The organism is Paracoccus sp. J39 (assembly GCF_000518925.1).
Classification (GTDB): domain Bacteria; phylum Pseudomonadota; class Alphaproteobacteria; order Rhodobacterales; family Rhodobacteraceae; genus Paracoccus.
Window position 1 is genome coordinate 26,259 of record NZ_JAEN01000008.1, and the last position, 15,401, is coordinate 41,659.

At 68.5% G+C, this 15,401-nt stretch carries 13 protein-coding genes; 7 read left to right on the forward strand and 6 right to left on the reverse strand.

What is annotated here, in order from left to right:
- Window positions 1-51: 51 nt before the first annotated feature.
- Window positions 52-2,868: a hypothetical protein gene (locus tag L632_RS22385; protein ID WP_036697867.1), complete on the reverse strand. Its 2,817-nt coding sequence runs from the start codon at window positions 2,866-2,868 to the stop codon at window positions 52-54.
- A gap of 633 nt (window positions 2,869-3,501) precedes the next feature.
- Between L632_RS22385 and L632_RS22390 the strand changes: the two genes are divergently transcribed.
- Window positions 3,502-3,942 (forward strand): CAP domain-containing protein, encoded by a 441-nt coding sequence (locus tag L632_RS22390; RefSeq protein WP_230378897.1) that lies wholly within the window; start codon window positions 3,502-3,504, stop codon window positions 3,940-3,942.
- 232 nt (window positions 3,943-4,174) lie between these two features.
- Here L632_RS22390 and L632_RS23480 read toward each other — a convergent pair whose 3' ends face one another.
- Window positions 4,175-4,582 (reverse strand): hypothetical protein, encoded by a 408-nt coding sequence (locus L632_RS23480; RefSeq protein ID WP_028712770.1) that lies wholly within the window; start codon window positions 4,580-4,582, stop codon window positions 4,175-4,177.
- Between the two features lie 127 nt (window positions 4,583-4,709).
- Here L632_RS23480 and L632_RS0109575 point away from each other — a divergent pair, with 127 nt between their 5' ends.
- From L632_RS0109575 to L632_RS0109595, 5 genes are all read left to right on the forward strand, one after another.
- On the forward strand, window positions 4,710-5,279 hold the full coding sequence (locus L632_RS0109575; protein ID WP_028712769.1) for a hypothetical protein: 570 nt from the start codon (window positions 4,710-4,712) through the stop codon (window positions 5,277-5,279).
- Window positions 5,280-5,411: 132 nt separating this feature from the next.
- Window positions 5,412-5,831: a hypothetical protein gene (locus L632_RS0109580; RefSeq protein ID WP_028712768.1), complete on the forward strand. Its 420-nt coding sequence runs from the start codon at window positions 5,412-5,414 to the stop codon at window positions 5,829-5,831.
- Window positions 5,832-6,430: 599 nt separating this feature from the next.
- A complete protein-coding gene (locus tag L632_RS0109585; RefSeq protein WP_028716716.1) occupies window positions 6,431-7,660 on the forward strand; it encodes an SfnB family sulfur acquisition oxidoreductase in 1,230 nt (409 codons plus the stop codon).
- A gap of 2 nt (window positions 7,661-7,662) precedes the next feature.
- Window positions 7,663-8,862, forward strand: a complete 1,200-nt coding sequence (locus L632_RS0109590) for an SfnB family sulfur acquisition oxidoreductase (protein ID WP_232220960.1) — start codon at window positions 7,663-7,665, stop codon at window positions 8,860-8,862.
- On the forward strand, window positions 8,863-10,254 hold the full coding sequence (locus tag L632_RS0109595) for an LLM class flavin-dependent oxidoreductase (RefSeq protein ID WP_028712765.1): 1,392 nt from the start codon (window positions 8,863-8,865) through the stop codon (window positions 10,252-10,254).
- A 64-nt stretch (window positions 10,255-10,318) separates the two neighbouring features.
- Here L632_RS0109595 and L632_RS0109600 read toward each other — a convergent pair whose 3' ends face one another.
- From L632_RS0109600 to L632_RS0109615, 4 genes are read right to left on the reverse strand one after another with little or no spacing between them, the layout of a single operon-like run.
- Window positions 10,319-10,972: a methionine ABC transporter permease gene (locus tag L632_RS0109600; protein WP_028712764.1), complete on the reverse strand. Its 654-nt coding sequence runs from the start codon at window positions 10,970-10,972 to the stop codon at window positions 10,319-10,321.
- Window positions 10,953-12,050, reverse strand: coding sequence for a methionine ABC transporter ATP-binding protein (locus L632_RS0109605; protein WP_232220961.1), 1,098 nt, complete (start codon window positions 12,048-12,050; stop codon window positions 10,953-10,955). The genes L632_RS0109600 and L632_RS0109605 overlap by 20 nt, the downstream gene beginning before the upstream one ends.
- Window positions 12,051-12,088: 38 nt before the next feature.
- Window positions 12,089-12,889, reverse strand: coding sequence for a MetQ/NlpA family ABC transporter substrate-binding protein (locus L632_RS0109610; protein ID WP_028716718.1), 801 nt, complete (start codon window positions 12,887-12,889; stop codon window positions 12,089-12,091).
- 10 nt (window positions 12,890-12,899) lie between these two features.
- On the reverse strand, window positions 12,900-13,733 hold the full coding sequence (locus L632_RS0109615; RefSeq protein ID WP_051476419.1) for a MetQ/NlpA family ABC transporter substrate-binding protein: 834 nt from the start codon (window positions 13,731-13,733) through the stop codon (window positions 12,900-12,902).
- A 504-nt stretch (window positions 13,734-14,237) separates the two neighbouring features.
- Between L632_RS0109615 and ssuD the strand changes: the two genes are divergently transcribed.
- The gene (gene ssuD / locus L632_RS0109620; RefSeq protein WP_371255977.1) at window positions 14,238-15,401 is read left to right on the forward strand and encodes an FMNH2-dependent alkanesulfonate monooxygenase; all 1,164 of its coding nucleotides are present in this window, start codon (window positions 14,238-14,240) and stop codon (window positions 15,399-15,401) included.

Here is a 15,401-nt window from a genome sequence, read left to right on the forward strand (position 1 = left end):
CTGATGCGGCCTCCGGGATGGGCGAGGCCCCCCACCGGCATTGCCTCCGCCCTATCTCAAGTCGCCCCAGAGCACTTGCCAGCCCTCGTTCCCGGGGATGAAAAGCGCCTCCTGAACCTCCAGCCGGGCGGCCCTCTCTCCGAAGGTGCCGATGAAATCCTCAAGATTCATGCGGGCGCCGCCGGGGCCGAAAAACTGTATCTCCTGCTGGAAATAGCATCGGAACCCCCCGGCGTCGGGAGAGCAGGATATCTTGGTGACCGAGACCAGCTCGGATGCAAAGCCCTTTTGCCCCGTCCAGACCGCCGGCATGGTCAGGCACTCGATCCCGCGCGCCGGACTGTTGCCGATGGCCGCGACCCCCTGCAGGCAGTCGTCCTCGATCTGCGAGATCGTCGCGTTCACCTCGCGCACGCGGTCCAGCGCGAACCGGGCGATATCCTCGGCACGCGGCTCGTCCCCGCCGGGATTGCGGCTGTTGTCGGTGATGATGATCGCGCGCCACTCGGCATGTTCCAGAGCCGCCTTGTAAACCGCATCATATTCGGGCAGGCGCTGCATCGCCGCCTCGTCGAGATATTGCGCGGCAGCGGCCCGGACCGCCTCTTTCGCGCCGCGACCGGAGGGGGCATCCGCCAGCAGTTTCCGGAAAGCTTCCAGCACGGCCGGATCGCTTTCGATCATGCTGCGGCGAAGAAAGAGCGGCTGGATGCGGGGCCGGAGGTCGGCACCGAAATGCTCGTGCACCGCCTCGACGACCGGCCCAAGCGCGGCACCGATCCGCCGGGCATCCGCAAGGCCCTGCAACGAGGCCGGCAAGGTATCGACCTCGGCCATCAGCGCGGTCACGTATTCGTCGCTTATCTTCAGGGCAGGAGGCGCGATGCGATCATGCAGCTCTTGCCGCGCGTCAGGCAGGACATCCTCATCCGCGATGCGCCCGGCCAGCCGGAAAAGCTGGTCGAGGGCGCCGTCTTCCCGGCTGCCGGCGGAAAGTCCGGGCAGGTCGCGGTCGATATCGGCCCGCAGGATATCGGTGCGGATCTGACGCGCGCGAAGCGCCAGCCCCGCGTCAAGCCCGGCGATCTGCCGCGCCGAAAGCTCCCGCGCGCGATCCCGGGCCCCGGCCTTCAGCTGCTCGATCCGGGCGAGGGAAGCCGCCGTGCTGGAGAGCGCCTGCGCCTCGTCCAGCGCGGCCTCGGCCCAACGCGAGGATTCCGCCACATCGGTCAGGCGCTTGACCATTTCCCGATAGCCCCTCTGGTGCCCGATCACTTGCGCGCCGGCAAAGCCCACGTCGGCCATGCCTTGTCCCTGCTCGCAATCCTCGCGGATGAAACGGGCCAGCGCCCTGCGCTCCTCGTCGCTCAGAAGGGCGAAGGGCAGGCCGAACACCGGCTCGAACTTCGCGTCGGTGAAGGCCTCTGCCAGCTCGCGCTGCAGATTGGCGATCACCGTCCCGCGCATGTCCTTGCCTTCGGAATAGGGGGTGATCCATTCCTGCAAGACCGCGCATTGCGCCTCGCGCGAGCGCGCCGCCGCCAGCGTTCCCCCCAGCGGTTCGGGAAAGATCACCGGCGGCGTTTCGCCGGCGACGACGGCATCGGCAAGCCCGCCCTCGGACCGCTGCAAGACCAACACACTTGTCTTGGGCCCCGGCGGCGTGCCCGGCATGAGCGAGGCGGCCACGGCGAAATCGCCCGACCGGATCAGCGCCACAAGCTCAAGCCCGCCGGCCGGGGTTTCCGACACCAGATAGGCGCCGGCCTTGGCGAACGGCCCGACCGGGCCGGAACTGTGCCGCCGGACATCGTCTTGCGAAATCTCGAAGGCGCGCTGGCCAAGCGGCAGCATCAGCTGCCATCCGTTCAGCTCTCCCACCGGCGCCAGGACAAGATGCAGCTTGCTGCGCCGCTCCACGGGCAGATGCGCCGGGGCGCCGAGGCGAAGCTCGCCGAAGCCCCCGGCCTGGCCGTTCCGCAGCTCGAAATGCATGGCGATGGCGCCGTTCTGCTGTTCCGCCGTGCCGACCCAGCTGCCGGTCATGCTGTCGGGCAGGGGCGGCACAGCGGCGGGGCCGGCATAGGTCAGGCTGACCTTGTCGCAGCCGCGCATATTGACTGGGCCGCTCAGCGACTGGCCGTCGACGGCGAGGGACAGGCCGTTGATCTGGAACCGCGGGCCGCCGGGGGAAAGGCTGCCGAGCCCGGCCAGCTCCAGCCGCCCCTCGGCGCTTTGCCCGCCCAGTATCGTGCGCTGCTCGGCGGGCACGCCGCCCTGCTGGTTGGCCACATGCACCCGCGCATCCGCCGCGACGCGATCACCGTCGGTCAGGATCACCGCCTCGATCGGGTGCGACAGCGTGGTCTTGCGCTGGCCGCGGCAGATCACCTCTCCTTTCCAGCGCCCGGCCGGCGGGCCCATGGTCGGCGGCACGGGCTCGCTGTTCGCGTCCTCCAGCCGCACGGCCATCCCTTCCGCCGAGGCGCCGAGGAACCTGTCGTTCAGGGCGCAGCCCTCCATCTCGCCCTCGATGACGGCGCCGCCGTCGCGGGTCCTGCCGCTCAGCGCAAGGGCCTCGACGCCCGGCGGGCGCTCGATCCAGTCGCGCGGCTGCAGCCGGAAGCCGTCCGCGCCGCCCCGGCCCATGACCTTGTAGGCGCCCTTGAGCGCATGGCCGCCGGTCCCGATCTCGAACGAAAAGGTGCCCGAGATGATGCCGTTTCCCGCCTGCTCGGTTTCCAGGGTGAACTGCGCGCCGCCAAGCGCATTGCAGGCATAGGTGCCCGACCATCGCCCGGCCAAGGGTTCGGCCAGCGCAAGGGCCGGCCCGAACAGGAACGCGAGGGTCAGAAGGATACGGGCCATGACCTTACTCGGAAACCGATCTTCGGCCATCCTGAGAGGAAGCGGGGACCATGTCGACTTGTCCAAATGGATCAGATTGGTGGTCGGGGCCCGTCATTCGGCAGCGGTCCCGACGGGCGGCCTCGTCGCCTTGTCCTCTGGCCGGCTGCCGGGCGAGGGCAGCACCTTCGCGCCGAGAGGCCAGTTCGCCCGCACCGCGACGCGATGGAAAGCCGGCGCCGGTCGATCCAGAGCTGCCGCAAACCCGGCGCCGGCAAGGGCTGGACCGTGGCCGGCATGGCCCGTCTCCCGAAGGGCCGGGCCCGGTCCTGCTGGCGGCGGGTTTGTTCCGGTGCCTGGCGGTGGTCCGAAGCCTGCGGAACAATAAGCCGCATCACAGGTTATGCACGCATAACGTGTTCGAGGATCGCCCGCTTTGCGTTGCGCTGCCAGAAGCGCAGGCATGGATGCACAAGATTTATTGAGTTATTTCACCGGAATTTCCCAGTCATGCCGCAGGCGTTCTTCCATAAGGCCAGGAGAAGGACGATGCCGCATGCATTCCCGCACAACCCCCGCGCGACGATGATGGCTTGCATACTGGTTGCCGCCTGCTCGCCCCCGGACGCCCGGGATCCCGTCAAGGACCACGACGTGCAGGCATCACCGCCGGGAGAGGTCGAATGCAGCGCCCCCAGCGCGGCGGTCATCGGCTCCGGCCTGGCCGCAACCAACAGCGCCCGCATCCAGGCCGGCCTGCCTCCGGTCAGCGCCAACGCCTTGCTGGCCCGCGCGGCGGCCGAGCATGCCTGCGATATGGCCCGCCGGGGCAGGATGACCCATGCCGGCAGCCGCAGCAGCGGGCCGGCGCAAAGGATCAAGACGCTGGGATATTCGCCCCGGATCACCGCCGAGAACATTGCCGCCGGCCCTTACGGGGTCGATCAGGTGCTGCGGGAATGGAACGGCTCCAGCGGACACCGCGCCAACATCCTGATTCCGCAGGTCCGGCAATTCGGCATCGGCCATGCGACGGGCTCGGATGGCCGGACCCGGTTCTGGTCGGCCATCTATGCCGCGCCCAGCGGAAGATGAAGGGCACGGCGGGGCCATGCCCCCGCACCGCAGGCGGATGAGCGCCATGGAGACGCGCATGGGCCGGCGTCCGACCCGCTTCTTCCTGAACAGCTGCCCGGTTTCATCGCGGACAGCAGCGGATGAGCGAGGCCGCGGACATCGGCCAGCGCACACCGGAAGCGGGAAACAGCGGTTACGCCCCCCGGAGGCAGCGCGGGGACAGGGTTCCGATTCCGGCTTGCCTTCGGCCTCACTCCGCGGTCGCTATGCTGGCGAAGCACCGGGCCAATGAGGCAGGCGCGCCCTGGTCGGTCGCCCATTTGGCGACCTCGGCGGCCTCTGACGGATCGGCCATCCCGCCCCAGATGCCGTAGAACATCTGCTTGCCGCCCCGTTCCTGATACAGGAAGTAACCCACGCCGTCCGCATCGGGGATTTCCGCGCCGACGATGGTCCACGCGCCCTGCCGCAGGACATCGTCGACGGCGATCTGCGAAGCGGGGGGCGGCTCGGTCAGCGCGCCGGTGACGAAGGCGCGGAAGGCACTCCTGCCCGCGTCGTCCTGGATGCGGCCGACCCCGTCGCAGACCTCGGAAGCCTGCGCGACCTGCGGGAGGAGAAGAGCGATGGCGATCCACGAAACCTTGAACGAAGGCATGTCCCAATCCTTTCAATGCAATGATCTCTCCGGGCAGGTTACGATAAATTTCCGCCTTGGGGCTGGAAAAACGCGATCCCGGCTTTCAGGATGGATGGGGACGGTGGAAGGATGAAGGAGCCTGGCGATGGATGCTTACGGCCATCTTCGCATTCTCGTCAGCATGATCCTGGGGCTGGGGATCACCCGCGTCCTGTCGGGGCTGTCGCGGCGCATCCAGTCGCCCGCCCGGACCGAGGGCATGCTGGCCCAGACGGTCTGGGCGGTCATCGTCCTGCTGGGCGCGGTGCATTTCTGGTGGTGGGAATTCGGGCTGCGCCGTATCAGCGACTGGCATTTCGGCGCCTATGTCTTCGTTCTTTGCTATGCCTCGCTGCATTTCGTGATGGCGACGCTGATCTTTCCCGACGCGCTGCCCGACCATGCCGAAAGCGAGAGCTTCTTCATGCGCCGCCGCCGCTGGTTCTTCGGCGTCTTTGCCCTGACATTCGGCTTTGACCTGTTCGACACGCTGATGAAGGGCAGCGACTATCTTCATGCGTTGGGGCCCGAATATTTCCTGAGGCTGGCCCTGGGCCTGTCCGTCGCCTTCGCGGCGCTTCGCGCCCGGACCCTGCAAGGCGTCGCGCTGATCGGCGCGGTCTGGCTGGCCTATGACATCAGCTGGATCGTGCGCAGATATGACAGCCTGGGGTGATGGACATGCCCCGGCGCATGCCGCGCGGCCTGCAGCCCGGCGGCGCCTTTCCGCCAGCGCCTGTTTTCGTGATGCAACCTTGCGCCCCGTTGAGGCTATATGTTTCGCTGGATACTGCTTGGAGCACGAACGATGAAACTGGCGCCGATACTGATGGCCGCCTTGGTTGTTGCCGCGACGGGCGCCGCGCCGGTCGCGGCCGATCCCGGGCGGAACAACGGCAAGGGCGGTTTCGCGGGTCATCACGACCATCGCGGCCACAAGGACAAGCCCCGCACGCAGGCTCGCCATGTTGCCGATTGCCCGCCGGGACTTGCCAAGAAGAACCCGCCCTGCGTTCCGCCGGGTCAGGTCGGCAAACGCTATGGCACCCGGGTAGGCGACACGCTTCGCATTGGCAATTACACCTTGATCCGCAACCTGGACCGATACGGTCTGGAGCAGCGCCGGGGGTGGAATTATTATCGGGACGACGACCGGATCTATCGTGTCGACAGCGGCACCCGAAAGATCCTCGCCGTCCTGAACCTGATCGAGGCTTTCTCGAACTGAGAAAAGCCGGGCAAGCCCGGGCCTTGGCGCCAGCCGCCGGCGCAGCGGGCGGCTGACCGGCCCCGGTGGCGGTACGCTGTCCCGGCCCTCTGGATGGCGGTCGCGACAGACGGCCCCGTTCACAAGCAGGATCCTCTCGTCCGAAACGGTTCCGCCGCCCGGCGCCGGTCGCATGAGGCGGATGGCCGAAGGCCACCGAGCCGATGTGACCCTTCGTCCGGACAGGGTTGGCGCAGATAAAGGTGCCCGCAGGGCAGATCGGCCAGCTCCTGCAAAGGACTGAAAGGCGCCCGATCCCGGCCGGCCGGGCGCATGCGCTGCGCGACCCGGTGCGGGGGCAGGTCCTCCATATCGGCCATTGCTGGCTGAACGCCGCCCATCCGCCGCCCCTGGACCGACAGCCCGTCCCGACCGGGGCATGGGCTTACTGTCCGCGCCGCGCCTGGTGGAAGCCTGTGCTCTGCCCCCGCCGATCTTTGGAATGGAGATCGAACCTCCGCAAGGCGATCCTGTGGCCGCATCGGGCAGCTTTCGATGCCGTGCGGGCCGGGCAGCCATTCCGGCCCGGCCCGCCCGACCGCCAGCACAGGAGCACCGCCATGACCTTTCACCCCGCGAAAATCCCGGCAGATCCCGGCAAGCCCGTCGTGCCGGCCCTGATCGAGACGCGGGAACAGGCGCTTCAGGCGGCACGGCAGCTGGCGGCCGACTGGGCCCCCAAGGCGGCCGAGCGCGACCGCCACCGCATCCTGCCGCATCACGAGATCGCCGCCTTCACCGCCTCGGGCCTTGGCGCGATCACCGTGCCGCGTGACTGGGGCGGGCCGGGGCTGGACCATGTGACGCTGGCCGAGGTGTTCGAGATCCTCTGCGCCGCCGACAGTTCGGTCGGCCAGATCCCGCAGAACCATTTCGGCGTCATCCAGCTGCTCTCCGAGGCGGGCAGCCCGGAGCAGAAGGCGCGCTGGTTCGCCGACATCCTTGCCGGCGCCCGCATCGGCAATGCCGGGCCGGAGAAAAGCCGCAAACCCGTCACCCATAACGCCACCGGGCTGAGCCGCGGCCCCGAGGGCCTGCGGCTGAACGGCCACCGCTTCTATTCCACGGGGGCGATGTTCGCGCATTGGATCCCGACCCGCGCCGCCGACGAGCAGGGCCGCCCGGTCCAGGTCTGGGTGGCGCGCGACGCGCCCGGCGTGCAGGTGGTCGACGACTGGTCCAGCTTCGGCCAGCGCACCACCGCCTCGGGCAGCGTGATCTTTCACGACGTGCCGGTGGCCGAGGACCAGATCATCCCGGTCTGGCAGCGCGCCGAGGTGCCGGGACTGGCCGGCCCCGTCTCGCAGCTGATCCAGGCCGCCATCGACAGCGGCATCGCCATCGGCGCGCTGGACGAGGCGGTCCGCTTCATTCGCGACAAGTCGCGGCCCTGGGTGGATTCCGGCGTCGCCCGGGCCCAGGACGACCCTTATGTCATCAGCGATATCGGGCGGTTGCAGGTCGACCTGTGGGCCGCGCGGGCCGTCCTGCACGACGCCGCGCGCCTGCTCGACGACATCGCCGCGGGCGAAGTCACCGCCGAGGCCAGCGCCCGCGCCTCGGTCGCCGTGGCCGAGGCCAAGATCCTGACCACGGAAATCGCCCTGAACGCCGCAGAAAAGCTGTTCGAGCTGGCCGGCTCGGCCGCGACACGCGAAGGCCCGAACCTGGGGCGGATCTGGCGCAATGCCCGCACCCATACGCTGCACGATCCCGTGCGCTGGAAACATCACCTGCTGGGCAACTGGCACCTGAACGGCGCCCTGCCCGCCCGCCATCAATGGAACTGAGCATGAAGACCGCATCTCCTCCGCAGGGCGTGCATGTGATCGCCTCGGATGCCGAGGCCATCGAGGCCGCCCGCCGCCTTGCCGCCGCATTCGCGCCCGGCGCCTCGGACCGCGACCGCGATCGGCGGCTGCCCTGGCAGCAGCTCGACGCCTTTACCGCCTCGGGGCTCTGGGGCATCACCGTGCCGCGCGAACATGGCGGCGCGGCGGTTTCGGCCGTCACGCTGGCGCGCGTCATCGCCATCGTCGCGGCGGCCGACGGGTCGCTGGCGCAGATCCCGCAGAACCATTTCTATGCGCTCGAGGTGCTGCGCAGCGGCGGCAGCCCGGAACAGCGCGCCTTCTTCGACGGCTTGGCGCTGTCGGGGCACCGTTTCGGCAATGCGCTGGCGGAAATCGGCGCCCGCGACTTCCAGCGCCGCACCCGGCTGCTGCGCCAAGGCGACCGGCTGCTGGTGCAGGGCGACAAGTTCTATTGCACCGGCGCCATCTATGCGCATTGGATCCCGACGCTGGTCGTGGACGAGGACGACCGCCAGCAACTGGTCTTCATCCCGCGCGAGGCGCCGGGCGTCACCGTCACCGACGACTGGGACGGCTTCGGGCAGCGCACCACCGGCTCGGGCTCGGTCGCTTTCCGGCAGGTCGAGGTGCGGCCGGAATGGGTCGTCCCCTTCCAGTCCAGTTTCGAGCGCCCGACGCCCATCGGCCCGCTGGCGCAGATCATGCACGCGGCCATCGACCTCGGCATCGGCCAGGGCGCGTTTGCCGCCACCCTGCCCTTCATCCGCGACCGCGCCCGGCCATGGATCGACGCCGGGGTCGAACGCGCGGCAGACGACCCGCTGCTGGTCGCCGGCGTGGGCGAGGTCTCGGTCCGGCTGCGTGCGGCCGAGGCGCTCGTGGATCGCGCCGGCCGCGCCGTGGACGAGGCCATCGCCGATCCGACGGAATTCACCGTGGCGCAGGCCTCGCTGGCGGTGGCCGCGGCGCGCGCGCTGACGACGACGGCGGGGCTGCTCGCCGCCTCGAAGCTGTTCGAGCTGACCGGCACCTCGGCCACCTTCGCCGAGGACAACCTGGACCGCCACTGGCGCAATGTGCGCACCCATACGCTGCACGACCCGGTGCGCTGGAAATACCACGCCATCGGCAACCACAGCCTGAACGGCGTCAACCCGCCGCGACACGGAGCGATCTGAATGGCCCGCACGGACAAGCGCCTTGGCAAGCATATCATCGTCAACGCCTTCAACATGAACTGCGTGGGCCATATCAACCACGGGCAATGGACGCATCCGCGCGACCGTTCCGCGGATTACATCCGGCTGGACTATTGGACCGGGCTGGCGCGCACGCTGGAGCGGGGCCTGTTCGACGGGCTGTTCCTGGCCGACATCCTGGGCACCTACGACATCTATGGCGGCGGCGTCGACCTGACGCTGCGCGAGTCGGTGCAGCTGCCGGTGAACGACCCGATCCTGCTGGTCTCGGCCATGGCGGCGGTGACGCAGAACCTTGGCTTCGGCGTCACGGTGAACGTCAACCAGGAGGCGCCCTATACCTTTGCCCGCCGCATCTCGACCCTCGACCACCTGACCGGGGGACGGATCGGCTGGAACATCGTCACCGGCTATCTGGACAGCGCCGCCCGCGCGGTCGGGCGCGACGGCCTGACCGGCCACGACCTGCGCTATGACCAGGCGGACGAATATCTCGACGTGCTCTACAAGCTGTGGGAGGGGTCCTGGGACGACGACGCGGTGATCCGCGACCGCGACGCCCGTGTCTATGCCGACCCGGCCAAGGTGCGGCGGATCGTGCATCACGGCCGCTTCTACGACGTCGAGGGCTGGCACCTCAGCGAACCCTCGCCCCAGCGCACGCCGGTGCTGTTCCAGGCCGGCACCTCGGGGCGCGGCCAGCAATTCGCGGCGCGGCATGCGGAATGCGTCTTCATCTCGGCCCCGGACAAGGCGCTGGCCCGCAAGGCCTCGCGCAGCATCCGCGAGGCGGTGGTCGCCGCCGGCCGCCGCCCCGAGGACGTCAAGGTCATCCTCGGCATCAATGTCGTGACCGACCACAACGCCGCCGCCGCGCAGGAGAAGCTGGCTGAATACCGCGCCCATTCCAGCCCCGAGGCGGGGCTGGCGCATTTCGCCGCCTCGACCGGCATCGACTTTGCCCGCTACGGCCTCGACGACCCCATCCCCTATGGCCCGACCAACGCGATCCAGTCGGCGGCGACGCTGGCCGAAAGCCGGGGCTGGACCAAGCGCGACCTCCTGGGCCAGCTGGCGCTTGGCGGGCGCTATCCGCTGGCCGTGGGCGACCCGGCCGAGGTCGCGGACGAACTGGAATCCTGGATCCGCGAGGGCGAGATCGACGGCTTCAACCTGACCCGGCTGGTCACCCCCGAAACCTACGAGGATTTCGCCGACCTGATCGTGCCGGAATTGCAGGACCGCGGCAGCTACAAGACCGGATATGCCCCGGGGACGCTGCGCCGCAAGCTGTTCGGCCAGGGCGACAGGCTGCCCGAACGCCACAGCGCCCAGGCCTTTCGCCCGGCAGCCGCCTTGGCGGCCGAATAGGCTTCTTTCTTGGAAAAATATCCACGGGGGTATGGGGGCAGTCAGCCCCCATTTCCTTTCCCGATCAGCGCGCCCGCAGCCGGCGCACCGCGTAATCGCCGGTGAACTGCACGGCCGAGACCAGCAGGATCAGGATGGCGATGACCACCAGCATCACCGTGGTGTCGAAGCGTTGGTAGCCATAGCGGATGGCCACGTCGCCCAGCCCCCCGGCACCGACCGCCCCCGCCATGGCGGATGCGCCGATCATCGTCACCACCGTGATGGTGAAGCCGCCGATGATGCCCGGCAGCGCCTCGGGCAGCAGGACATGGCGCACGATGTCGAGGCGGCGGCAGCCGATGGATTGCGCCGCCTCGATCAGCCCGGAATCGACCTCGCGCAGCGAGACCTCGGCGATGCGGGCGAAGAAGGGCGTCGCCGAAACCGCCAGCGGCACGATCGCCGCCCAGACCCCGATCGTGGTGCCGGCGACCAGCCGGGTGAACGGGATCAGCGCCACCAGCAGCACGATGAAGGGCACGGCGCGAAAGCCGTTGACCACCGTGCCGACGATGCGGTTCAGCCGGGGCGCCGGAAAGATGCCGCCCGGTCCCGAGGTGACCAGGAACACCGCCAGCGGAATCCCCACCAGCACCGCGATCCCGGCCGAGACCGAGACCATCAGCACCGTATCCCAGAATGCCTGTTGCAGGCGATCAATCATCTGAGGCGTCAACATATCCCAATATCCTTGTCTGATCGGCCAGCGGGGCCAGCGCCTCGGGCGCGACGCCCGGCCCCAGCGCCACAAGCAGCTTGCCGATGGAATGGCCCTGGATGCGTTCCAGCTGCGAACTGACCAGCCGCAGCCGGCCCCGCCCCGCCCCTTGCCCCGTCACGGCGGCAAGCTGGCCAAGGTCCGGGGCGTTGCGGCCCAGAAAGCTCAGCTCGACCAGCGTTTCGTCGCCCGCCCCGTGCCGCTTGTCGCGCAGGCGCTGGACCAGGTCCTCGGGCAGGCCATGCTGCAGGGGCTGCAGCAGCGCCTGCGTCGCGGCATGGTTCGGCGCGCCGAACACCTGCCAGACCGGGCCCTGTTCGGCGATCCGCCCGGCCTCGAGCACCACGACGCGGTCGCAGATCTCGCGGATCACGCTCATCTCATGGGTGATGAGCACCACGGTCAGGCCCAGCCGCAGGTTGATGTCGCGCAACAGCCGCAGGATCGAAACCGTCGTTTCCGGGTCCAGCGCCGAGGTCGCCTCGTCGCAGAGCAGGATCTCGGGGCGGCTGACCAGTGCGCGGGCGATGCCGACGCGCTGCTTCTGGCCGCCGGACAGGCGCGAGGGATAGGTATCGCCCTTGCCCGTCAGGCCGACCAGCTCCAGCGCCTGGTCGACGCGGCGGGCGATCTCGCCCCCGGGCAGGCCGGCCACGCGCAGCGGCAGCGCCACATTGCCCCGCACGGTCTTGGCCGAGAGCAGGTTGAAATGCTGGAACACCATGCCGACGCGGCGGCGCAGCGCCACCAGCCCTGCCTCGTCCAGCGCGGCGATATCCTCGCCATCGACCAGCACGCGGCCGGTGCTGGGCCGCTCCAGCCGGTTGATCGTGCGCAAGAGGCTGGACTTGCCCGCCCCCGAGCGGCCGATGATGCCGAAGATCTCGCCCGCGCGGATGTCGAGGTGGATCCCCGCCAGCGCCTGCACCTGCCCCGCCGACGAGGCATAGCTCTTGCCCAGGGCTTCGAAGCGCACGGTCCCCGCCTTGCGCAGCGCCGGGGTGGCGGCGGCGGCGGCCGGGGCCAGCTCGGTCACCGCGCTCCGCCGGCCCAGATTTGCAGCCAGGCCCGTCATCAGCCTTGCCACGCGAGGATATACAGCTTGTCGCTGTCGGCGAAGGAATGGCGCACCTGATCCTTGACCGCCTGCGACTGCTGGAACAGCGCGATGAATTGCGCGATGCGCGGGTCATCCTTGTTGTCGGCGCGGGACACGAAGCTGACGGCGAATTGCTTGTCCTCGATGCCGGAATAGGCCAGCCCCGAGGTCGGATCAAAGGCTCCCGCCGCGACGATGAAATGCGGATAGCCCTGCGCCAGATCCACGTCGCCGGTGATGCGCACAAGCTGCGGCCCCTCGACCTCGGTGAATTTCAGCGCCCGCGGGTTTTCGGTGATATCGTCCAGCGTGCCCAGAAAGCCCACGCCCTCGCGCAACTTGATCAGGCCGGATTTCTCCAGCAGCAGCAAGCCGCGCCCCTGATTGACCGGGTCGTTGGCGATGGCGACGGTGCCGCCCTGCGGGATCTCGTCAAAGCTCTTGTGGCGCAGGGAATAAAGGCCGAGATTGGCCAGGATGCCCTGCCCCACCACCTCGAAATCATAGCCGCGTTCCTTTTCGGCATTCTCAAGGAAGGGCTGGTGCTGGAAGAAGTTCAGGTCGATGTCGCCGCTGGCCAGCGCGGAATTGGGCGTGGTCCAGTCGCTGAATTCGATCACCTCGACCGCCAGCCCCTTGGCCTTGGCCTCCTCGGCGGCGACGTTCACGGCATCGCCATAGGCGCCCGGCACGACGCCGATCTTCAGCGCCTCGGCCGAGGCGGACAGCCCGGCCAGCGACAGCGCGGCGGCAAGGGCGAATGTCACGAGTTTCACTCCTGTCTCCTTATTGGGTCTTGGCCGCTGCCAGCCAGGGCAGTGAGTAAAGCGCCGGGTTATGGGCATTCGAGGCGTCGATCTGGTCGCGCACGGCCTGAGATTGCTGATAGATGCGGATGAAGCCGGCGATCTCGGGATCGTCGGAATTGTCGGTCCGGGTCACGAAGCGGATGGCGAAATGCGTGTCGTCCAGCCCGGAATAGATCAGCGCCTTGCCCGCGAAATCGCCGCGTCCGGCGTTGACGTAATGGGCCGGATAGCCCTGCGCCAGATCGACATCCGACACGGCGCGGACCAGCTGCGGCCCCTCGACCTCGACGAATTCCAGCCCTTTGGGATTGTCGGCGATGTCGTCCAGCGTCGCCTTCCAGCCCACGCCGGGACGCAGCGCGATCAGCCCGGCGGTCTGCAGCAGCGCAAGGCCCCGCCCCTGGTTCACCGGGTCGCTGGCCACCGCCACGCGCGCGCCGTCCGGCAGTTGGTCAAGCCGGTCGTATCGTTCCGAATAAAGCCCGATATTGGGCAGGATTCCCAGCGCGACCGAGGTCAGGTCATAGCCGGTTTCCTGGACGGCATTGTCCAGAAAAGCCTGGTGCTGGAAATAGTTGGCATCCAGATCGCCATTCTCCAGCGCCAGGTTGGGCGTGGTCCAGTCGCTGAACTCGACAACCTCGACCTCCAGCCCCTGGGCCTTGGCCTCCTCGGCGGCGACGTTGATCGAATCGGCAAGCGCGCCGGGCGTCACGCCGATCCTGACCCCGGCCGGCGCCGGGCCGGCCAACAGCATCAGCGCGGCGACCGTAACAGGGATACGCGTTCTCCACCTCGTTGCTGAACTCATGGCTGATCCTCTGCGGTCAAAAAACGATAATTCTGATCGTCTTTTGCTACGCCGCCACTCATCCTGCGGCCATTCCAAAGGTCGTGCTGCTGGGAGAGCATCGTTCTCTTTCCCCTGGCAGCGACGCAGGCTCGGTTCCCCGGCCGGGCATGGAGGAAGCGCGGCAGACCGGCCGCGGCTGTGGCGCCGCGCCAGTCCGGGTCCGGCGGCGCAGGGCCGACCCGGCGAATCCGGCCGGACCCATGGGCGCGTTCTTCCGCGGGACGCCCGAGGCTTCCGCGCCGGGCAGAGAATATCAGTCCCCCAGCCACCGCTCGCATAGCGAATTTTTCCAAATCGGCGGCAGGAAATGCCGGTTTCAGCCCAAATTCCTGTCGCGCCCTAAATCACTATATACTTGGTCGTATTTAAGTGTTTTCCTGAGGCGCGAGAAAGACCGGCATCCGCTGCCCGGCCGTGATATCAGCAAAGGACTCCGACATGAGCATCCCTACTCCCGACAAGATCCGCGTGCTCTGGTTCCTGCCGACGCATGGCGACAGCCGCTATCTTGGCACGGCCGAGGGCGGCCGGGCGGTCAACCTGCCCTATCTGCGCCAGGTGGCGCAAGCCGCCGATTCCCTGGGTTACTACGGCGTGCTGCTGCCCACCGGCCGCAGCTGCGAGGACAGTTGGGTCACGGCGGCGGCGCTGGCCTCGCAGACCGAAAAGCTGCGCTTTCTGGTCGCGGTGCGGCCGGGGCTGCAATCGCCGACGCTGGCCGCGCGCATGACCGCGACGCTGGACCGGCTGTCGGGCGGGCGGCTGCTGATCAACGTGGTCACCGGCGGCGACCCGGTCGAGAACGCCGGCGACGGCATCCACCTGAACCATGCCGAGCGTTACGAGGTGACCGAGGAATTCCTGAACGTCTACAAGGCCCTGCTGGCCGGCGAAACCGTGAACCACCACGGCAGGCACCTGAAGATCGACGACGGCAAGCTGCTGTTCCCGCCGCTGCAGGAAAACGGCCCGCCGCTGTATTTCGGCGGCTCGTCGGAAGCGGCGAACAAGGTGGCGTCGCGGCAGATCGACAAATACCTGACCTGGGGCGAGCCGCCGGCCCAGGTGCGCGACAAGATCGAATCCGTGCGCCGGCTGGCCGCGACCGAGGGCCGCGAGGTCAGCTTCGGGATCCGGCTGCATGTCATCGTGCGCGACACCAATGCCGAGGCCTGGCAGGCCGCCGAACAGCTGATCAGCCGGCTGGACGACGCCACCATAGCCAAGGCGCAGGAGACCTTCGCACGGATGGATTCGGTCGGGCAGGCGCGCATGGCGGCGCTGCATGGCGGGCGCCGCGACAAGCTGGAAATCAGCCCGAACCTCTGGGCCGGCGTCGGCCTGGTGCGGGGCGGGGCCGGCACGGCACTGGTCGGCGATGCCGAAACCGTGGCCGAGCGCATCGACGAATACCGGCGCATCGGCATCGATACCTTCATCCTTTCTGGCTATCCGCATCTGGAGGAAGCCTACAGCTTCGGCGAACGCGTCCTGCCCCTGCTGCCGCTGGACCACCCGCTGCCGCAGGCCAGCCTTGCGGCCAACATGGGCCCCTTCGGCGAGACGATCGGCAACGACCATCGCCCGGCCCCGCCCGCGCCACGTCTTGCCGTAGCCGGAGGCTGA